This window comes from Burkholderia thailandensis E264 (assembly GCF_000012365.1).
Classification (GTDB): domain Bacteria; phylum Pseudomonadota; class Gammaproteobacteria; order Burkholderiales; family Burkholderiaceae; genus Burkholderia; species Burkholderia thailandensis.
The window spans coordinates 3,528,353-3,548,092 of the sequence record NC_007651.1; the positions used below are offsets into that span (position 1 = coordinate 3,528,353).

Consider the following 19,740-nt stretch of genomic DNA (forward strand, 5'->3'; position numbering starts at 1 on the left):
GATACAGTTTCCTGCATCACTCTGACTGGCTCAATCGCCAATGCTTAATGCTCGCTTCCAAGCACTTACCATTGAGGATTGGTGGAGGCAGACGGGATCGAACCGACGACCCCCTGCTTGCAAAGCAGGTGCTCTCCCAGCTGAGCTATGCCCCCATACAGAGACACTCAGGTTTATTCCGCCAGACAATTGGTGGGTCTGGTTGGATTCGAACCAACGACCCCCGCCTTATCAAGACGGTGCTCTAACCGACTGAGCTACAGACCCCTGAGTCTGTCCTAATTTACAGCCGATAAGCGTGAGCGCTCAACTTCGCGGATTTAAGCTCGAGAAAGGAGGTGATCCAGCCGCACCTTCCGATACGGCTACCTTGTTACGACTTCACCCCAGTCATGAATCCTACCGTGGTGACCGTCCTCCTTGCGGTTAGACTAGCCACTTCTGGTAAAACCCACTCCCATGGTGTGACGGGCGGTGTGTACAAGACCCGGGAACGTATTCACCGCGGCATGCTGATCCGCGATTACTAGCGATTCCAGCTTCATGCACTCGAGTTGCAGAGTGCAATCCGGACTACGATCGGTTTTCTGGGATTGGCTCCCCCTCGCGGGTTGGCGACCCTCTGTTCCGACCATTGTATGACGTGTGAAGCCCTACCCATAAGGGCCATGAGGACTTGACGTCATCCCCACCTTCCTCCGGTTTGTCACCGGCAGTCTCCTTAGAGTGCTCTTGCGTAGCAACTAAGGACAAGGGTTGCGCTCGTTGCGGGACTTAACCCAACATCTCACGACACGAGCTGACGACAGCCATGCAGCACCTGTGCGCCGGTTCTCTTTCGAGCACTCCCGCCTCTCAGCAGGATTCCGACCATGTCAAGGGTAGGTAAGGTTTTTCGCGTTGCATCGAATTAATCCACATCATCCACCGCTTGTGCGGGTCCCCGTCAATTCCTTTGAGTTTTAATCTTGCGACCGTACTCCCCAGGCGGTCAACTTCACGCGTTAGCTACGTTACTAAGGAAATGAATCCCCAACAACTAGTTGACATCGTTTAGGGCGTGGACTACCAGGGTATCTAATCCTGTTTGCTCCCCACGCTTTCGTGCATGAGCGTCAGTATTGGCCCAGGGGGCTGCCTTCGCCATCGGTATTCCTCCACATCTCTACGCATTTCACTGCTACACGTGGAATTCTACCCCCCTCTGCCATACTCTAGCCTGCCAGTCACCAATGCAGTTCCCAGGTTGAGCCCGGGGATTTCACATCGGTCTTAGCAAACCGCCTGCGCACGCTTTACGCCCAGTAATTCCGATTAACGCTCGCACCCTACGTATTACCGCGGCTGCTGGCACGTAGTTAGCCGGTGCTTATTCTTCCGGTACCGTCATCCACCCCGGTTATTAGCCAGGATGATTTCTTTCCGGACAAAAGTGCTTTACAACCCGAAGGCCTTCTTCACACACGCGGCATTGCTGGATCAGGCTTGCGCCCATTGTCCAAAATTCCCCACTGCTGCCTCCCGTAGGAGTCTGGGCCGTGTCTCAGTCCCAGTGTGGCTGGTCGTCCTCTCAGACCAGCTACTGATCGTCGCCTTGGTAGGCCTTTACCCCACCAACTAGCTAATCAGCCATCGGCCAACCCTATAGCGCGAGGCCCGAAGGTCCCCCGCTTTCATCCACAGATCGTATGCGGTATTAATCCGGCTTTCGCCGGGCTATCCCCCACTACAGGACATGTTCCGATGTATTACTCACCCGTTCGCCACTCGCCGCCAGGCCGAAGCCCGCGCTGCCGTTCGACTTGCATGTGTAAGGCATGCCGCCAGCGTTCAATCTGAGCCAGGATCAAACTCTTCAGTTCAATTCCTGTTACTGTTTTCGGTTGTTTCCAACCGGTCGCTCACTCAAAGCTGACAGGTCATATGAATTGCTTCATAAACCTGACTTACTTTAGTGTGAGACTCTTGATACTTTTGCTTGCGATCCGAAGATCGTCCGCTTACATCAAGCGCCCACACTTATCGGCTGTTCATTGTTAAAGAGCACATCTGCGAGAAAACTTTCCTACTCAACTCCGTCTTCTCAGCAGCGCTGCGTTGTCAGCAGCAGAGAAACGAGATTATGATCACTTATTCGCAGCACGTCAACAACTTTTTTACTACCGTGTCGCGCAGCGTCTGGATCACCATTTCACGCTCTCGGTCGCAACCACCGCCGACCGCACTACCCGAGCCGTGAAACTTCCCGCTCCCCTTCGCGCTGCGTTCTCCGTAGCGCGAAAGAGGCGTGATTGTAGGCAGCTCTGCGCTTTCGTGCAAGCACTTTTTTAGGGTCCCGTTGAATTTCTCGCTTGGACGCGCGTGAAGCGTCCAAGCGAGAAATTCAACGGCGTCCGGCAGCAGCCATCAGACGTTCCAACGGCACCGCATCGGCCATCGCCGCATACCCGGCATCGCTCGGATGAATATCGTCGCCACTGTTATAGCGGCGCTGCAATTCCGACGGCTTCGCCGGGTCGCGCAGCGCGGCGTCGAAATCCACCACGCCGTCGAACGCGCCCGACGTTCGAATCCACTCGTTGACTTCGCGGCGAATCGCTTCGCGCGCCGGCGGCAGCGACGCCGGCGTCAGTGTCGCGCCGAACACCTCGACGCCGCGCGCGTGCGCAGCCGCAATCACCCGGCGGTAGCCTGCGACCAGTGATTGCGCATCGACCGGCGTATGCGGCGCGTCACAATCCAGCCCCGAACGGGCGGGCATCGCCGCGAAGTTGATGTCGTTGATGCCGATCAGTAGCACCGCCACCTTCACGCCGGCACGCATGAGCACGTCGCGCTCGAATCGGCGCTCGAGCGCGACGCCGTAACAGCGTGAGTCGCTCAGCAGCCGATTTCCGCTGATGCCGAGATTCACCACGCCAATGTCGCGCGCACCTGCGCGCTCGAGCCGCGCCGCCAGCGCGTCCGGCCAGCGGCGATTGCGATTCAGGCTCGAGCGCAAGCCGTCGGTGATCGAATCACCGACGGCGGCGATCGTCCCGGCGCCCGGTCGCCGCGCCTCCACCGCCAGTTCGGCGATCCACGCGGATTGCGTGAAGCGCGTCCGGAACGCGTCGGACGCGGTATCGCTCGCGTGGTTGCCCGGCGTCGATACGTAATTGACCTGATTCGACACGCGGTGCCATACCGTCATCGCCTGGCGGCCGCCCAAATACAGGCTGAGCGCGAACGGCTCGCCGGCCGTCACGTCGTACGCGACGGGGTCGCTTTCCCGCTCCTGCCCCGGCGGCACTTCTATCTCGCGCCGGCCGCCGAATGTCACCGTCGTCGAACTGCCCGCCGCGATCGCAGCGCCGCTCGTCGACCGGCCGATGCTCATCTCGCCGATCACGAGTGGCGACTTGCCGTACGCGTTGCTCACGCGGACGCGAATCGCTCCGCCCGTCAGCGTCGGATAGACGATCTGGCGGACCGTACGGCCCGCAACGTCCGGCGCCCGGTACAGCGGCGGCGGCGCAGCAAGATCCGGAATCGGCTGGAACGCAGTCGCCCAGGACGCGACCCAGCGCGCCTGCTGCGCCGGCGCGTCGGCTTGCGCGGCGCTCGCCGTCGGTGATGCAGCCAGCGCGAGACAGCACGAAAGAGCGGTGAGCCAACGTCGAGACGTCATTCGATACTCCTCACGGCAAAGCTCTGAATTTTGCCTGAACTCGGCTTGCGAACTCCGTTCGGTCGCGGGAACGCGATCGCCAGCGCTTGCCGGCGCGGCGCCTTGTTTTCGATCCGCCGCGCCCACTGCCTCGTGATCGCCAATTTCCAATCGTCGGTCGTCGGTCGTCGGTCGTCGGTCGTCGGTCGTCGGTCGTCGGTCGTCGGTCGTCGGTCGTCGGTCGTCGGTCGTCGGTCGTCGGCAGCGAGTCTATCTATCCGCTATCTGTCTGGCGACTCCGGTCTCCCCTCGTCGACCTGGCTATGGGGTGCCCCCGCGACTCGGCAAGCCCATGCATCCGCATCCCGAGACGGAAAGCCAGCCATCCGCAGCACGGCTTGGCTCATAAGCAGCACAAGCTTCCCGTTCGCGGCAAATTGTCATCACCCCAACCTCGAATCTCGCCCATCCGCTAAAATCATTTATTAACCGACTGGTCGGTTGGTTTATACTGCGTGAACATTCCACCTGGACGAGAACATCGCCATGTACACGCAATCCCTCGACATCCCCGGCAACGTCGCGCCGCTCGATGCCGCCGCCGATTCGCCCGAACAGGCCGGATTCGATGCCGTCATCGCAGCCGACGGCAAGATCGAACCGCAGGACTGGATGCCCGACGCGTACCGCAAGACGCTCGTGCGGCAGATTTCGCAGCACGCGCACTCGGAAGTCGTCGGCATGCTGCCGGAAGGCAACTGGATCACGCGCGCGCCGAGCCTCAAGCGCAAGGCGATCCTGCTCGCGAAGGTCCAGGACGAGGCCGGTCATGGCCTCTATCTATATAGCGCCGCGGAAACGCTAGGCGTGTCGCGCGACGCACTGATCGACGCGCTGCACGCCGGCAAGGCCAAGTACTCGAGCATCTTCAATTACCCGACCCTCACGTGGGCGGACGTCGGCGTGATCGGCTGGCTGGTCGACGGCGCCGCGATCATGAACCAGGTTCCGCTCTGCCGCTGCACGTACGGCCCGTATGCGCGCGCGATGATCCGCGTCTGCAAAGAGGAATCGTTCCATCAGCGGCAAGGCTTCGACGCGCTGCTCGCGATGATGAAAGGCACCGACGCGCAACGCGCGATGGTGCAGGACGCGGTGAACCGTTGGTGGTGGCCCGTGCTGATGATGTTCGGCCCGCCCGACGCCGATTCCGTTCACAGCAATCAGTCGGCCAGATGGGGGATCAAGCGGATCTCGAACGACGATCTTCGGCAGAAGTTCGTCGACGCGACGGTCGAGCAGGCGAAGGTGCTCGGCGTCACGCTGCCCGACCCCGACCTCAAGTGGAACGACGCGCGCGGCCATTTCGACTACGGCGCGCTCGACTGGGACGAATTCTGGCGCGTCGTCAACGGCGACGGCCCGTGCAACAAGGAGCGACTCGCGACCCGCGTGAAGGCGCACGAGAACGGTGCTTGGGTTCGCGAAGCCGCGCTCGCGCACGAGGAAAAACGCCGCCGCCGCGCGCAGCAGCAAGCGGCATGACGCACGGAAGGCGCGGCACCGCGATCCGTATTCAGGAGATTCAGGAGAAAGCGATGAACAACGAATGGCCAATCTGGGAAGTTTTCGTGCGCAGCAAGCAGGGGCTCGACCACAAGCACTGCGGAAGCCTGCACGCGGCCGATGCGTCGATGGCGCTGCGCATGGCGCGCGACGTCTACACGCGCCGCCAGGAAGGCGTGAGCATCTGGGTCGTGCCGTCGGCGGCGATCACCGCATCCGATCCGAACGAGAAGGCCGAGATGTTCGAACCGGCGGGCGACAAGATCTATCGTCATCCGACGTTCTACACGCTGCCCGACGAAGTCAACCACATGTAAGCGGCACGCCATGACGACGACCCCACAACATCTCGCGTACGTGCTGCGCCTCGCCGACAACGCGCTGATCCTCGGTCAGCGAAACGCCGAATGGTGCGGGCACGGCCCGGCGCTCGAGGAAGACATCGCGCTCACGAACATGAGCCTCGACCTGATCGGCCAGGCGCGCCTGCTGTATTCGCACGCGGCCGAGCTCGAGCGGCAGCTCACCGGCGCGGCGCGGACCGAGGACGACTACGCGTACTTCCGCACCGAGCGCGAGTTCGCGAACTACACGTTCGTCGAGCTGCCGCACTACGGCCCGCTCTGCGGCACCGCGCACGCGGAGCTCGACTACGCGGTGACCGTCGTGCGCAACTACCTCTATTCGACGCTGATGCTGCACGTGTGGACCGCGCTCGAGGCGTCGGGCGACGCGCAGCTCGCGGCGATCGCGGCGAAATCGGTGAAGGAAACGCGCTATCACGAGCACCACGCGCGCGAATGGCTGATTCGCTTCGGCGACGGCACCGACGAATCGCATCGTCGCGCGCAGGCCGCACTCGACTATCTGATGCCGTACACGCGCGAATTCTTCGCGGCGGACGCGGTCGACGATGCGGCGACGGCGTCCGGCATCGGCGCGGCGATCGCATCGATCGAGCCGGCGTGGCGCGCCGATATCGAAGCGACGCTCGCCGAAGCGACGCTCACGCTGTCCACCGCCGGCCAGTACGTGCCGACCGGCAAGCGCGGCGAGCACTCGGAGCACATGGGCTATCTGCTCGCTCAGTTGCAGAGCGTCGCGCGCCAGCATCCGGGCGCGACCTGGTAAGCCCGCGCCCGACGAACGACGGAGCCAGACGATGTCCGCCCTCCCCGCATCCGCCCCCGGCCAGCCGGTCACTGCCGGCCACCGCCCGGGCGAACGCCCCGACTACGCCCGAGCGGCCGCGCACGGCGACGATCCGCTCATCGAACGCGCGTGGAACGCGCTAGAAGCGGTGCCCGATCCGGAGATTCCGGTCGTGTCGATCCGCGAGCTCGGCATCCTGCGCGACGTGCGCCGCGCCGCCGATGGCGCCCTAGAAGTCGTGATCACGCCGACCTACTCAGGCTGCCCGGCGATGCAGCAGATCGCCGAAGACATCGACGCCGCGCTCCGGCAGGCGGCCATCGCACCGCACCGAACCGTGACCGTGCTCGCGCCTGCGTGGACGACCGACTGGATCACTGCCGACGCCCGCGAGAAGCTCCGCGCGTACGGCATCGCGCCGCCCGCCGGCCACTGCGCCGGGGCGCGCGGCGCAGGCGCCGCCGCGCCGCGCGCCGTCCGCTTCGTGCCCAAACCGCTCGCCGCGCCCGCCTGCCCGCGCTGCGGCTCCGCGCACACCGAGCGGCTCGCGCAGTTCGCGTCGACCGCATGCAAGGCGCTCTATCGCTGCATCGACTGCCGCGAACCCTTCGACTACTTCAAACCTTATTGATATGGCGACTCCGCAATTCCATCCGCTGCGCATTCGCGACGTGCGGCCCGAGACCGCCGACGCCGTCACGGTGTCGTTCGAGGTGCCGCCCGAGCTGCGCGATGCGTACCGCTTCACGCAAGGTCAGTTCGTCACGCTGAAGGCGCATGTCGACGGCGAGGAAACCCGCCGCTCGTATTCGATCTGCGTCGGCACGACCGACTACGACCGCGACGGCGAGCTGCGCATCGGCATCAAGCGCGTGCGCGGCGGCCGCTTCTCGAACTTCGCGTTCGATACGCTCAAGCCCGGTCACACGATCGACGTGATGACGCCGGACGGCCGCTTCTTCACGCACCTGAACGCGGAGCACGGCAAGCAGTACGTCGCGTTCGCGGGCGGCTCGGGGATCACACCCGTACTCGCGATCGTCAAGACGACGCTCGAGCTCGAGCCGCGCAGCGCGTTCACGCTGATCTACGGCAACCGCAGCGTCGATTCGATCATGTTCGCCGAGGAGCTCGAGGATCTGAAGAACCGCTTCATGCAGCGGTTCGCCCTCTACCACGTGCTGTCCGACGACGTGCAGGACGTCGAGCTGTTCAACGGCGTGCTCGATCAAGCGAAATGCGCGGCGTTCATCGAGTCGCTCGTGCCCGCCGCGACCATCGACGAAGCGTTCATCTGCGGCCCGGCGCCGATGATGGACGCCGCCGAGGCCGCACTCGCCGAAGCGGGCGTGCCGCGCGAGCGGGTGCACGTCGAGCGCTTCGGCACGCCGCTGCCTCAGGCGGGCGCGCCCGCCGTCGAGATCACCGACGACACGCCCGCCGCCGACCTCGAAATCGTGCTCGACGGCAAGAAGCGCAAGCTGCGCCTGCCGTACGAAGGCGTGAGCCTCCTCGACGTCGGGCTGCGCGCAGGCCTCGCGCTGCCATACGCGTGCAAGGGCGGCGTCTGCTGCACGTGCCGCGCGAAGGTGCTCGAAGGTGAGGTGTGGATGGAGAAGAACTACACGCTGGAGCCGCAGGAGATCGCCGACGGATTCGTGCTCACCTGCCAGTGCCATCCGGTCAGCGAGAAAATCGTCGTCAGCTACGACGAACGGTAGGCGGCGTCTTGCCGCGCGGTTACGCGCCGCCCGCCATCTCGCTTACACTAGGGGCCGCCTGCGGACCGGACGCGCGACGCGCCGGCTCCCAGGCGGCTTTTCCCATGTTGACGACAGGCCAATGAGCACCATCCACGTGACCATGGGCGGCTCCGCCGCCGCTTCTCTTCGCATCGCGCTCGCCGAAGCGGGTCGCGACGAAAGCGTCGTCGAACTGTTCGACGATCTGTCGGTCGGCCCGCTGCGCGGCGCGGACGACACGCCGGACGTGCGCGCCGCATTCTGGGAACGCGCGATCGGCGACGGGCCACAAGACTGGACGGCCGGACTCGGCGACGACTTCGCGACACTCGAGACGCTCGCGGCCGGCACGGGCCAGGTCGTCGTCTGGCACGCGCACAGCGTCGCCGATCAGTTGATGCTGCGCCGCGTCGCCTACCACCTGCGCAACGCGCCGCAGCGCCTCAACGAGGTGCGGCTGTCGAGCGCGGACATCGACGATCCGCAGTCGTGGGTGCGGCTACGCGCCGATCAGGCGACGGCCACCGGCATCTTCTCGCCCGCCCAGTTGCTCGCGAAGCTGCCGGAGGCGGCGCCGATCTCGGTGCTGCGCATCAGCCGGCTCGCGCTCGAATGGCAGGAAGCGAAGCAGGTGAACGCCGAGCTGCGCTACTGGATCTGCAACACGTTCAAGAGCGGCCATTACGCGGACATCGACGCGCTCGTGCTCGAGCACGCGCCCGACGAATGGGGCCCCGCCGCGCGCACGGTCGGCGCCGTGATGGCGTTCGCCGACCGCGGCCACCTGTTCGTCGGCGACGTGATCGCATTCTGGCGCTGCCGCGAGCTCGCGGCGGCTGGCCGCATCGAGCTGCAGGACGATGCCCGATCGATCGGCGACCTGAGAACGGCGACGCTGCGCGCGACGCCCGCCGTCGCCCTACCCCGCTAACCCGACCCCGCATCACGCACCGAATCACATGGCCCGCACCCGCGCCCCCGACCACGAATCCCAGCGCGAGCAGATCCTCGATCTCGCCGCCGCCAAGTTTGCGCAGACGAGCTACCCGAGCACGTCGATGACCGACCTCGCGAACGCGAGCGGCACGTCGAAAGCGCGTCTCTATCACTATTACGAGGGCAAGGAAGCCATTCTGTTCGATCTGCTCGATCGCTACACGAAGCGGCTGATGCTGATCATCGCCGAGGTCGAGGGCGCGAGCCAGCGGCGCGGGCTCACCGAGCGCGAGGCGTTCGCCGAGCTCGTGCGCGCGTTTCTCGCCGAATACGAGACGTCGCACAGCCGCCATGTCGCGCTGCTGAACGACGTGAAATACCTCGAGGACGCGCAGCGCCAGATCATCCTCGACCGCCAGCGCGACATCGTCGCCGCGTTTGCGCGCCAACTCGCGCGCGCGTATCCGGAGCGGATCTCGAAGGACAATCAGACGCCCGTGACGATGATGGTGTTCGGGATGATCAACTGGACGTTCACGTGGCTGAAGCCGGGCGGCCGCCTTGGCTATCGCGATTTCGCCGAGCAGGTGATCGGCATGATCGAGCACGGGCTCGGCGGCTGAATCATCTGATTTATTGCAGAGCAGCAAACGTTGCGCCAGCGTAACAGTGCGACGCTTTGCCTACGTCCCTGTCAAAAATCCGTAAAGTCCAAATAAAAACAGATACATACACGCCGTAATCGGCGGGTTTAGAGTCCAACCTCGACTCGAACATCAGGGTTTCCACCAATCTCCGCACGGCCGTTCGGCTAAAATTGCGCTGCATTGCACAAATAGCTATGCGGTCTTTTTGAGGAACCCACGATGAACAAGCCAGACCTTCGCCCTGCCGATGCGGTCGGCATCGCCGGTCCCGCGCCAGTTCTCGTACGGGAACTGGCTTCCGGCGACCGCCAGCCACTGCTCACCCACTTTCTCGCGCTCGGCGAGGACGATCGCCTGCTGCGCTTCGGCCAGGCGGTGCCCGATCACGTGATCGAGAATTACGTCCGCACGATCGACTTCGGCCGCGACACCGTGTTCGGCGTGTTCGATCACGCGCTCGAGCTGATCGGCGTCGGCCATCTCGCATACTTGCCCGCGGAAGGCGACAAGCGCACCGCCGAGTTCGGCGTGTCGGTGCTCGAACGCGCGCGCGGCCAGGGCGTCGGCACGAAGCTGTTCGAGCGCGCCGCGATCCGCAGCCGCAACACGCACGTGACGACGCTCTACATGCACTGCCTGTCGCGCAACGCGACGATGATGCACATCGCGAAGAAGTCGGGGATGCGCATCGAGTACGCGTACGGCGAAGCCGACGCGTACCTGTCGCTGCCGCCCGCCGACCACTCGACGATCATCGCCGAGATGATGCAAGAGCAGGCGGCCGTGTTCGACTACGCGCTCAAGCGCCAGGCGCGCCGCGCGACGCAGATCTTCGAATCGCTGCTGCCCGCGGGCCTCACCGCATAAACCGCACGGCGCGCGACGCTTCGCGTCGCCAGGCGCGAACGAGAACGGGCGGCCCATGTCGGGCCGCCCGTTCCTTTTTGGCCAATCGCGTCCGATATCGGCCTGCGGCACGTCCGCATTCGGCTCATCGGATCGGCAACGCGGTCGTCTCCTTGAAGCGCTCGAGCGAGAAGCTCGTCTTCACGTCGATCACCGACGGATGGTGCAGCAGTTGCTCCTGCATGAAGCGCGAGAAATGCGCCATGTCCTCGACCTGCACGCGCAGCAGGTAATCCATGTCGCCCGTCATCGCGTGGCACGCGACCACTTCCGGCCACGCCTGCACGGCCGCACGAAACAGCTCGGCGTGCGTTGCGCCCGCACGCGCGGATGTCTCGTCGCCGCGCGCGGGCACAACGCCGCCGCGCTTCTCCAGCCGCACGCTCACGTACGCGAGCAGATCGAGCCCGAGCTTCTGCGGATCGAGCAACGCGACGTAGCCGGTGATCACGCCCATCTCCTCGAGCCGGCGGATCCGCCTCAGGCAAGGGCTCGGCGACAGATTCACCCGCTCGGCGATGTCCTGGTTCGACAAACGCCCATTCTCCTGAAGAATCGAAAGAATGCGCCGGTCAATCGCATCCAATTCCACGTGCGCCATTTCCTGTCTCCCTGCCTGTTCGTGCGGACGAGAAATTGCGCAAGCGTAGCGTTGCGCGATCAAGTTCGCAAGTTTTCACCCAGCCCTCCCCGCTACACTTTGCCGCAGACATTCATCAAGACGCGTGCCCCACCGAGGGCTAGGAGACGCCATGCAAATCCCCACCTGGGACAATCCCGTCGGCACCGACGGCTTCGAATTCATCGAATACACCGCCCCCGATCCGAAAGCGCTCGGCCAACTGTTCGAGCGGATGGGCTTCACCGCGGTTGCGCGCCATCGCCATAAGGACGTGACGCTGTACCGCCAGGGCGACATCAACTTCATCATCAACGCGGAACCGGATTCGTTCGCACAGCGCTTCGCGCGGCTGCACGGGCCGTCGATCTGCGCGATCGCGTTTCGCGTGCAGGATGCCGCGAAGGCGTACAAGCACGCGCTCGAACTCGGCGCGTGGGGCTTCGACAACAAGACGGGCCCGATGGAGCTGAACATCCCGGCGATCAAGGGCATCGGCGATTCGCTGATCTACTTCGTCGACCGCTGGCGCGGCAAGAACGGCGCGAAGCCGGGCGCGATCGGCGACATCAGCATCTACGACGTCGACTTCGAGCCGATCCCGGGCGTCGATCCGAACCCGGTCGGCCACGGCCTCACGTACATCGACCATCTGACGCACAACGTCCACCGCGGCCGCATGCAGGAATGGGCGGCGTTCTACGAGCGCCTGTTCAACTTCCGCGAAGTCCGCTACTTCGACATCGAAGGCAAGGTGACGGGCGTGAAGTCGAAGGCAATGACGTCGCCGTGCGGCAAGATCCGGATTCCGATCAACGAGGAAGGCTCGGACACGGCCGGCCAGATCCAGGAATACCTCGACGCTTATCGCGGCGAAGGCATCCAGCACATCGCGCTCGGCGCGGCCGACATCTATCGGGCGGTCGACGGACTGCGCGCGACGGGCGTGACGCTGCTCGACACGATCGACACGTACTACGAGCTCGTCGACCGCCGCGTGCCGAACCACGGAGAGCCGCTCGACGAGCTCAGGAAGCGCAAGATCCTGATCGACGGCGCGCGCGACGAACTGCTGCTGCAGATCTTCACCGAGAACCAGATCGGGCCGATCTTCTTCGAGATCATCCAGCGCAAGGGCAATCAGGGCTTCGGCGAAGGCAACTTCAAGGCGCTGTTCGAATCGATCGAGCTCGACCAGATCCGCCGCGGCGTCGTGCAGGACAAGGCTTAAGCGAGCCGGCCCGGCACGCGGCCGGCCTCGCGCGCCGCGCGCCGCGCGCGGAGTCCGCAAATGGCCTGATAGACAGCCCTGCAAGCGGACCAGTAAAGGAAAAGGGCGGGAATCCCGAAGATTCCCGCCCTTTCGCATTGGCGTGATCGAATGTCGCGCGACGGACCGGCGATCGCCCGCCGTCACGCCCGCTGCGGCCTACTTTTGCATCGCGCCGCGCTCGTTCGTCGCGACGCCCGAGCGCGCCGGCGCATCCGCGCCGCCCGCCGCCGTCGCGAGTTGCAGCATCCGGGTGCCCGCCGTCGCCAGCACGCCCGCGCCTTCCGAACGCGCGGGGCCGCTCATCGCGAAAAACGCGGCCGACACCATCAGGAAATTCTGGATATTTCGAGTCTTCATTGCACCTCCATTGCAGCCGCCCGTCGCTCAGGCATGGCGCGGGCACGAACCCGCGCCGCCCGCGCAACCGGACAGGGCACTAGAGACTAACGGCAAATGCCTGGCGCGGCCCGCCGTTTTACATGCTTTTACAGCCTGTAACGCATTGATTCCTCTCGCTTTCGGGTTGCGGCTCGCTGTTTTTTGAAACAATGCGGCGGGTTTTTCCCAGTGCTACCATCGAGCGAAACCCGCCAATATTCGGGCCGACCGACGCGTCCACAAGACGCCGACGCGCCGATAGTTTTGGCGATCCCGAACCGGGTGAGGAGACACCGCATGAACGCCCCGCTAGACGCAGGCCAGCGCGCATCGCTCGAAGCCGCGCTGCAATCCGTCACGCTAGACGACAAATACACGCTCGAACGCGGCCGCGCGTACATGAGCGGCATCCAGGCGCTCGTGCGCCTGCCGATGCTCCAGCAGGAACGCGACCGCGCGGCGGGCCTCAATACCGCCGGCTTCATTTCCGGCTACCGCGGCTCGCCGCTCGGCGGGCTCGACCTGTCGCTGTGGAAGGCGAAGCGGCACCTTGCCGCGCACCGGATCGTGTTCCAGCCGGGCCTGAACGAAGACCTCGCGGCGACGGCCGTCTGGGGCTCCCAGCAGGTCAATCTGTATCCGGGCGCGAAGTACGACGGCGTGTTCGCGATGTGGTACGGCAAGGGCCCGGGCGTCGACCGCACGGGCGACGTGTTCAAGCACGCGAACTCGGCCGGCTCCGCGCCGCACGGCGGCGTGCTCGTGCTCGCGGGCGACGACCATGCGGCGAAATCGTCGACGCTCGCGCACCAGTCGGAGCACATCTTCAAGGCGTGCGGGCTGCCCGTGCTGTTTCCGTCGAACGTGCAGGAATATCTCGATTTCGGCCTGCACGGCTGGGCGATGAGCCGCTACTCGGGCCTCTGGGTCGCGCTCAAGTGCGTGACGGACGTGGTCGAATCGTCGGCATCGGTCGACATCGATCCGCATCGCACCGAGATCGTGCTGCCGACCGACTTCATCCTACCGGAAGGCGGCCTGAACATCCGCTGGCCCGACCCACCGCTCGTGCAGGAAGCGCGGCTGCTCGACTACAAGTGGTACGCGGCGCTCGCCTACGTGCGCGCGAACAAGCTTGACCGCATCGAGATCGACTCGCCGAATGCGCGCTTCGGGATCATGACGGGCGGCAAGGCGTACCTCGACGTGCGCCAGGCGCTGACCGACCTCGGCCTCGACGACGAAACCTGCGCGCGCATCGGCATTCGTCTCTACAAGGTCGGCTGCGTGTGGCCGCTCGAAGCGCAAGGCGCACAGGCGTTCGCGCGCGGGCTCGACGAAATCCTCGTCGTCGAGGAAAAGCGCCAGATCCTCGAATACGCGATCAAGGAAGAGCTGTACAACTGGCCGGACGGCCAGCGCCCGCGCGTGTTCGGCAAGTTCGACGAAAAGGACGGCGCGGGCGGCGAATGGTCGGTGCCGATGGGCAACTGGCTGCTGCCCGCGCATTATGAACTGTCGCCCGCGATCATCGCGAAGGCGATCGCGACGCGCCTCGACAAGTTCGAGCTGCCGTCCGACGTGCGTGCGCGCATCGCCGCGCGCATCGCGGTGATCGAAGCGAAGGAGACCGCGCTCGCGAAGCCGCACGTGAGCACCGAGCGCAAGCCGTGGTTCTGCTCCGGCTGCCCGCACAATACGTCGACGAACGTGCCCGAAGGCTCGCGCGCGATCGCGGGCATCGGCTGCCACTACATGACGGTCTGGATGGACCGCAATACGAGCACGTTCAGCCAGATGGGCGGCGAAGGCGTGCCGTGGATCGGCCAGGCGCCGTTCACCGACGAAAAGCACGTGTTCGCGAACCTCGGCGACGGCACCTACTTCCACTCCGGCCTCCTCGCGATCCGCGCGGCGATCGCGTCGAAGGCGAACATCACGTACAAGATCCTCTATAACGACGCGGTCGCGATGACGGGCGGCCAGCCGGTCGACGGCGTGCTGACGGTGCCGCAGATCACGCACCAGCTCGCGTCGGAAGGCGCGAAGAAGATCGCGATCGTCACCGACGAGCCGCAAAAATACGACGGCCATCAATCGCTGCTCGCGCCGGGCGTGACGATCCATCATCGCGACCAGCTCGACGACGTCCAGCGCACGCTGCGCGACATCGAAGGCACGACGCTCCTGATCTACGACCAGACCTGCGCGACCGAGAAGCGCCGCCGCCGCAAGCGCGGCGCGTATCCGGACCCGGCCAAGCGCGTCGTGATCAACGAAGCCGTGTGCGAAGGCTGCGGCGACTGCTCGGTGCAGTCGAACTGCCTGTCGGTCGAGCCGCTCGACACCGAGTTCGGCACGAAGCGGCAGATCAACCAGTCGACGTGCAACAAGGACTTCTCGTGCGTGAAGGGCTTCTGCCCGAGCTTCGTGACTGTCGAAGGCGGAAAGTTGCGCAAGCCGAAGGCGGTGTCGGCCGACGCGAGCGCGCTGCCGCCGATTCCCGAGCCCGCGCTGCCCGCGATCGATCGCGCGTACGGCGTGCTCGTCACGGGCGTCGGCGGCACGGGCGTCGTGACGATCGGCGCGCTGCTCGGAATGGCCGCGCACCTCGAAGGCAAGGGCGTGACGGTGCTCGACGTGACGGGCCTCGCGCAAAAGGGCGGCGCCGTGATGAGCCACGTGCAGATCTCGCACGCGCCCGCCGACATCCATGCGACCCGCATCGCGATGGGCGAAGCCGACCTCGTGATCGGCTGCGACGCGATCGTCACGGCCGGCGACGAATGCACGTCGCGGATGCGTCACGGCGCGACGCGCGTGGTCGTCAACAGCGCGAAGACGCCGACCGCCGAGTTCATCAAGAATCCGAAGTGGACGTTCCCGGGCGCGAGCGCCGAATCCGATATCCGCGCGGCGGCGGGCGACGCGGTCGATCTCGTCGACGCTAACCGCTTCGCGGTCGCGCTGCTCGGCGATGCGATCTACACCAACCCGTTCGTGCTCGGCTACGCGTGGCAGCGCGGCTGGCTGCCGCTCGCGTACGCGTCGCTCGTGCGCGCGATCGAGTTGAACGGCGTGCAGATCGAGCAGAACCGCGCGGCATTCGAATGGGGCCGCCGCGCCGCATTCGATCCGGCGAGCGTGCGCGCCGCCACGGCGGGCGACGCGCAAACCGGCGCGACGGTGATTTCGCTGCACACGAAGAAAGCGATCGACGCGCTGATCGCGACGCGCGCCGAGCATCTGCGCGCGTATCAGAACGCCGCGTACGCGGCGCGCTTCTCGGCCGTCGTCGGCAAGGTGCGCGACGTCGAGCGCGCGCTCGGCGCGGACACGGCGCAGGAGCCGCTCACCGAAGCGGTCGCGCGCAACCTGTACAAGCTGATGGCGTACAAGGACGAATACGAGGTCGCGCGGCTGCATGCCGATCCGGCGTTCGTCGCGAAGCTCGCCGAGCAGTTCGAAGGCGACTGGAAGCTCAAATTCCACCTGGCGCCGCCGCTGTTCGCGAAGAAGGACGCGCACGGCCGTCTCGTGAAGAAGCAGTACGGCCCGTGGCTGATGCCGGCGTTCCGCGTGCTCGCGAAGCTGAAGTTCCTGCGAGGCACCGCGTTCGACGTGTTCGGCCGCGCCGAAGAAAGACGCACCGAACGCGCGCTGATCGGCGAATACGAGACGCTCGTGAAGGAGCTGACCGGCAGCCGCCTCACGCGCGACACGCTGCCGCTCGCGATCGAGCTGGCCAGCCTGCCGGACGGCATTCGCGGCTACGGGCACGTAAAGGAGAACAACCTGCGCGCGGTGCGCGCGAAGTGGGCGCAATTGCTCGCGCAGTGGCGTTCGCCGGAGGGCGGGCAGACGCGCAACGTCGCGTGACGGGTCGTGCACGGCGCAGTTGCGCCGGCAAGCGGCAAGCGGCAAGCGGCAAGCGGCAAGCGGCAAGCGGCAAGCGGCAAGCGGCAAGCGGCAAGCGGCAAGCGGCAAGCGGCAAGCGGCAAGCGGCAACGAGGTTAATCGATCAATCGCGCGCGAAGCCAAGCGCGAATCGAGGTCGATGTCGCGCAATTCTCGGTGCGACGGCAGCGGCGACCCAACCCGCATCGATGGCCCATCCGCCCGTCGCCGGCGCCCGCTGCCAGGCAAGCTCGCCGCGCCCGCGAAGCGCTGATCGCTTCGGGTTGCCTGGCGCGCGCTGACGCCGCAGGCAAGCCCGAGCACCGCCGCGCGCCGCTCATCCCGCGCGTCGACGCTCAAAAAAAGAAGGCGGCCGCCCGACTGAACCGGCCGCAAAGCTGGATGCCAGCTTCCGAGATCCGATCCGGCCGAGCGGCCGCCCTCCTTTTCGTTTCGTCACCGCGCGCCGCCTGCCCGAACGGCGCGCGACGCACGGTTTTCGCGCGTCACTTCACCTGAACGTTCGCTGCGGCGACGGCCGTCATGTTGATGATCCGGCGCACGGTCGCGGCCGGCGTCAGGATATGCACGGGCTTCGCCGCACCCAGCAGGAACGGGCCCACGGTCACGCCTTCGCCGCCGACCATCTTCAGCAGGTTGTACGCGATGTTCGCCGCCTCGACGTTCGGCATGATCAGGAGGTTCGCCTCGCCCGTGAGCGTCGTGCCCGGAAACGCGGCCTTGCGGACCACTTCGGACAGCGCCGCGTCGCCGTGCATTTCGCCGTCGACTTCGAGCTCGGGCGCGCGCTCGACGATCAGTTTGCGCGCCTCCGCCATCCGGCGCGACGACGCCGACGGCGCGCTGCCGAAGTTCGAGTTCGACAAGAGCGCCGCCTTCGGCGTGATGCCGAAGCGCTCGATCTCGGCCGCGGCCTGGATCGTCATGTCGGCGAGCTGCTCGGCGCTCGGCTGCTCGTTCACGTACGTGTCGCACATGAACAGGTTGCGGCCCGGCAGCATCAGCAGGTTCATCGCGGCGAAGTGCTCGGCGCCCTTCGCGCGGCCCAGCACCTGCTCGATGAACTTCAGGTGGCTGTGATACGTGTCGATCATCCCGCAGATCATGCCGTCCGCGTCGCCGAGATGCACGAGCATCGCGCCGATCAGCGTGTTGAACTTGCGCAGCGCGGCCTTCGCGACCTCCGGCGTCACGCCGTCGCGCGCGCCCATCTCGTGATACGCCTGCCAGCATTGCTGATAGCGCGGATCGTCTTCCGGATTGACGATCTCGAAATCGACGCCGCACTTCAGCTTCGAGCCGATCTTCTGCAGCCGCATCTCGACGACCGACGGCCGGCCGACGATGATCGGCTTCGCGATCCTCTCCTGCAGCACGAACTGCGCGGCGCGCAGCACGCGCTCGTCCTCGCCCTCGGCGAACACGATGCGCGCGGCCTTCGTCTTCGCGGTCGCGAACACGGGGCGCATCACCATGCCGGTGCGATAGACGGTCGTGCCGAGCTGCTCGCGGTACGCGTCCATGTCGGCGATCGGGCGGGTGGCCACGCCCGAATCCATCGCGGCCTGCGCGACGGCCGGCGCGATCTTGATGATGAGGCGCGGATCGAACGGCTTCGGAATCAGGTAATCCGGACCGAATTCGAGCGAATGGCCTTCATACGCCTTCGCGACTTCCTCGCTCTGGTCGGTTTCCTGCGCGAGCTCGGCGATCGCGCGCACGCACGCGAGCTTCATCTCCTCGGTGATCGTCGTCGCGCCGACGTCGAGCGCGCCGCGGAAGATGAACGGGAAGCACAGGACGTTGTTGACCTGGTTCGGATAGTCGGAGCGGCCCGTCGCGACGATCGCGTCCGGGCGCACCGCCTTCGCGTCTTCCGGACGGATTTCCGGCTCCGGGTTCGCGAGCGCGAGGATGAGCGGCTTGTCCGCCATCGTCTTCACCATGTCCTGCTTCAGCACGCCCGCGCTCGAGCAGCCGAGGAACACGTCCGCATCGCGGATCGCGTCGGCGAGCGTGCGCGCATCGGTCACCGCCGCGTAGCGCTGCTTCGACGGATCAAGGTTGCCGCGGCCTTCGTAGATCACGCCCTTCGAATCGGCGACGAGCACGTTCGATTTGGACAGGCCGAGCTTCACGAGCAGGTCGAGACACGCGATGGCCGCCGCGCCCGCGCCCGAGCAGACGAGTTTCACGCTCGACAGATCCTTGCCGACCACCTTCAGGCCGTTCAGGATCGCCGCCGACGCGATGATCGCGGTGCCGTGCTGGTCGTCGTGGAAGACGGGGATCTTCATCCGCTCGCGCAGCTTCTGCTCGATGTAGAAGCACTCGGGCGCCTTGATGTCCTCGAGGTTGATGCCGCCGAGCGTCGGCTCGAGCATCGCGATCGCCTCGACAAGCTTGTCCGGATCGGATTCGGCGAGTTCGATGTCGAACACGTCGATGCCCGCGAACTTCTTGAACAGGCAGCCCTTGCCTTCCATCACGGGCTTCGCGGCGAGCGGGCCGATGTTGCCGAGGCCGAGCACCGCGGTGCCGTTCGTCACGACGCCGACCAGGTTGCCGCGCGACGTGTACTTCTGCGCGTCGAGCGGGTCCGCGTGGATCGCCTCGCACGCGGCCGCGACGCCCGGCGAATACGCGAGCGACAGGTCGAGCTGGTTCGACAGCGGCTTCGTGGGGGTGACCGAAATCTTGCCGGGTTTCGGATTCTGGTGATAGGCGAGAGCGCTTTGCTTCAGTTGTTCGTCCATGGTTGACCTGCGAGAGACATGCGTAATTTTGAAGACTCAGTACCGAGCACCGGGAGCCGCGGATTCGGGAATCGAAGGGATGGTCGACTGCGGCGTCCGTCGCGCGCCGGATCGGCGCGGCATCGAACCTTGGCGGGTGGCAAGCGGGAAGTACAAAGCACCGAGCAAATCTTAGTGGGTCGTCTAGTGTACACCTCG

At 65.4% G+C, this 19,740-nt stretch carries 14 protein-coding genes, 2 tRNA genes and 1 rRNA gene; 10 read left to right on the forward strand and 7 right to left on the reverse strand.

The annotated features are described in order from the left end of the window. Positions 1 to 79: 79 nt before the first annotated feature. The 4 genes from BTH_RS27950 to BTH_RS27965 form a co-directional block, all read right to left on the reverse strand. Positions 80 to 155: transfer RNA gene (locus BTH_RS27950), tRNA-Ala, on the reverse strand. Positions 156 to 190: 35 nt separating this feature from the next. Next, positions 191 to 267, reverse strand: a tRNA-Ile gene (locus BTH_RS27955). Positions 268 to 331: 64 nt separating this feature from the next. Then, positions 332 to 1,862 (reverse strand): 16S ribosomal RNA (locus BTH_RS27960). Positions 1,863 to 2,383: 521 nt separating this feature from the next. Further along, positions 2,384 to 3,670 carry an SGNH/GDSL hydrolase family protein gene (locus BTH_RS27965; protein WP_009888239.1) on the reverse strand — a complete coding sequence of 429 codons (1,287 nt, stop codon included), beginning with the start codon at positions 3,668 to 3,670 and terminating at the stop codon, positions 2,384 to 2,386. A gap of 525 nt (positions 3,671 to 4,195) precedes the next feature. Between BTH_RS27965 and paaA the strand changes: the two genes are divergently transcribed. The 8 genes from paaA to BTH_RS28005 all read left to right on the forward strand — a co-directional run bounded on the left by paaA (position 4,196) and on the right by BTH_RS28005 (position 10,559). Then, positions 4,196 to 5,194, forward strand: coding sequence for a 1,2-phenylacetyl-CoA epoxidase subunit PaaA (paaA, locus tag BTH_RS27970; protein WP_009888238.1), 999 nt, complete (start codon positions 4,196 to 4,198; stop codon positions 5,192 to 5,194). A gap of 53 nt (positions 5,195 to 5,247) precedes the next feature. Continuing rightward, positions 5,248 to 5,532 carry a 1,2-phenylacetyl-CoA epoxidase subunit PaaB gene (gene paaB / locus BTH_RS27975; protein ID WP_004553825.1) on the forward strand — a complete coding sequence of 95 codons (285 nt, stop codon included), beginning with the start codon at positions 5,248 to 5,250 and terminating at the stop codon, positions 5,530 to 5,532. Positions 5,533 to 5,542: 10 nt separating this feature from the next. Beyond that, positions 5,543 to 6,346, forward strand: a complete 804-nt coding sequence (paaC, locus tag BTH_RS27980) for a 1,2-phenylacetyl-CoA epoxidase subunit PaaC (protein ID WP_009888236.1) — start codon at positions 5,543 to 5,545, stop codon at positions 6,344 to 6,346. Positions 6,347 to 6,377: 31 nt separating this feature from the next. Beyond that, entirely contained in the window at positions 6,378 to 6,998 is a 621-nt protein-coding gene (gene paaD, locus BTH_RS27985) for a 1,2-phenylacetyl-CoA epoxidase subunit PaaD (RefSeq protein WP_009888235.1), read from the forward strand. A 1-nt stretch (position 6,999) separates the two neighbouring features. Then, positions 7,000 to 8,088, forward strand: coding sequence for a 1,2-phenylacetyl-CoA epoxidase subunit PaaE (gene paaE / locus BTH_RS27990; protein WP_009888234.1), 1,089 nt, complete (start codon positions 7,000 to 7,002; stop codon positions 8,086 to 8,088). Positions 8,089 to 8,209: 121 nt separating this feature from the next. Next, positions 8,210 to 9,040, forward strand: coding sequence for a DUF1835 domain-containing protein (locus tag BTH_RS27995; RefSeq protein WP_011402573.1), 831 nt, complete (start codon positions 8,210 to 8,212; stop codon positions 9,038 to 9,040). A gap of 28 nt (positions 9,041 to 9,068) precedes the next feature. Next, positions 9,069 to 9,668, forward strand: a complete 600-nt coding sequence (locus BTH_RS28000) for a TetR/AcrR family transcriptional regulator (protein ID WP_009888231.1) — start codon at positions 9,069 to 9,071, stop codon at positions 9,666 to 9,668. Positions 9,669 to 9,911: 243 nt separating this feature from the next. After that, positions 9,912 to 10,559 (forward strand): GNAT family N-acetyltransferase, encoded by a 648-nt coding sequence (locus BTH_RS28005; protein WP_009888228.1) that lies wholly within the window; start codon positions 9,912 to 9,914, stop codon positions 10,557 to 10,559. A 124-nt stretch (positions 10,560 to 10,683) separates the two neighbouring features. On the opposite strand, the gene BTH_RS28010 is transcribed toward BTH_RS28005, so the two are convergent. Then, positions 10,684 to 11,199 (reverse strand): Lrp/AsnC family transcriptional regulator, encoded by a 516-nt coding sequence (locus BTH_RS28010; protein WP_009888227.1) that lies wholly within the window; start codon positions 11,197 to 11,199, stop codon positions 10,684 to 10,686. 151 nt (positions 11,200 to 11,350) lie between these two features. Between BTH_RS28010 and hppD the strand changes: the two genes are divergently transcribed. After that, a complete protein-coding gene (gene hppD / locus BTH_RS28015) occupies positions 11,351 to 12,448 on the forward strand; it encodes a 4-hydroxyphenylpyruvate dioxygenase (protein ID WP_009888225.1) in 1,098 nt (365 codons plus the stop codon). 198 nt (positions 12,449 to 12,646) lie between these two features. Here the strand turns inward: hppD and BTH_RS28020 are convergent, their stop codons facing one another. Beyond that, a complete protein-coding gene (locus tag BTH_RS28020) occupies positions 12,647 to 12,847 on the reverse strand; it encodes a hypothetical protein (RefSeq protein WP_011402574.1) in 201 nt (66 codons plus the stop codon). Positions 12,848 to 13,165: 318 nt separating this feature from the next. On the opposite strand from BTH_RS28020, the gene BTH_RS28025 reads away from it, so the two are divergent. Continuing rightward, on the forward strand, positions 13,166 to 16,747 hold the full coding sequence (locus tag BTH_RS28025; protein ID WP_009888221.1) for an indolepyruvate ferredoxin oxidoreductase family protein: 3,582 nt from the start codon (positions 13,166 to 13,168) through the stop codon (positions 16,745 to 16,747). Between the two features lie 524 nt (positions 16,748 to 17,271). On the opposite strand, the gene BTH_RS28030 is transcribed toward BTH_RS28025, so the two are convergent. Further along, on the reverse strand, positions 17,272 to 19,542 hold the full coding sequence (locus tag BTH_RS28030; protein WP_009906482.1) for an NADP-dependent malic enzyme: 2,271 nt from the start codon (positions 19,540 to 19,542) through the stop codon (positions 17,272 to 17,274). Positions 19,543 to 19,740: the final 198 nt, after the last annotated feature.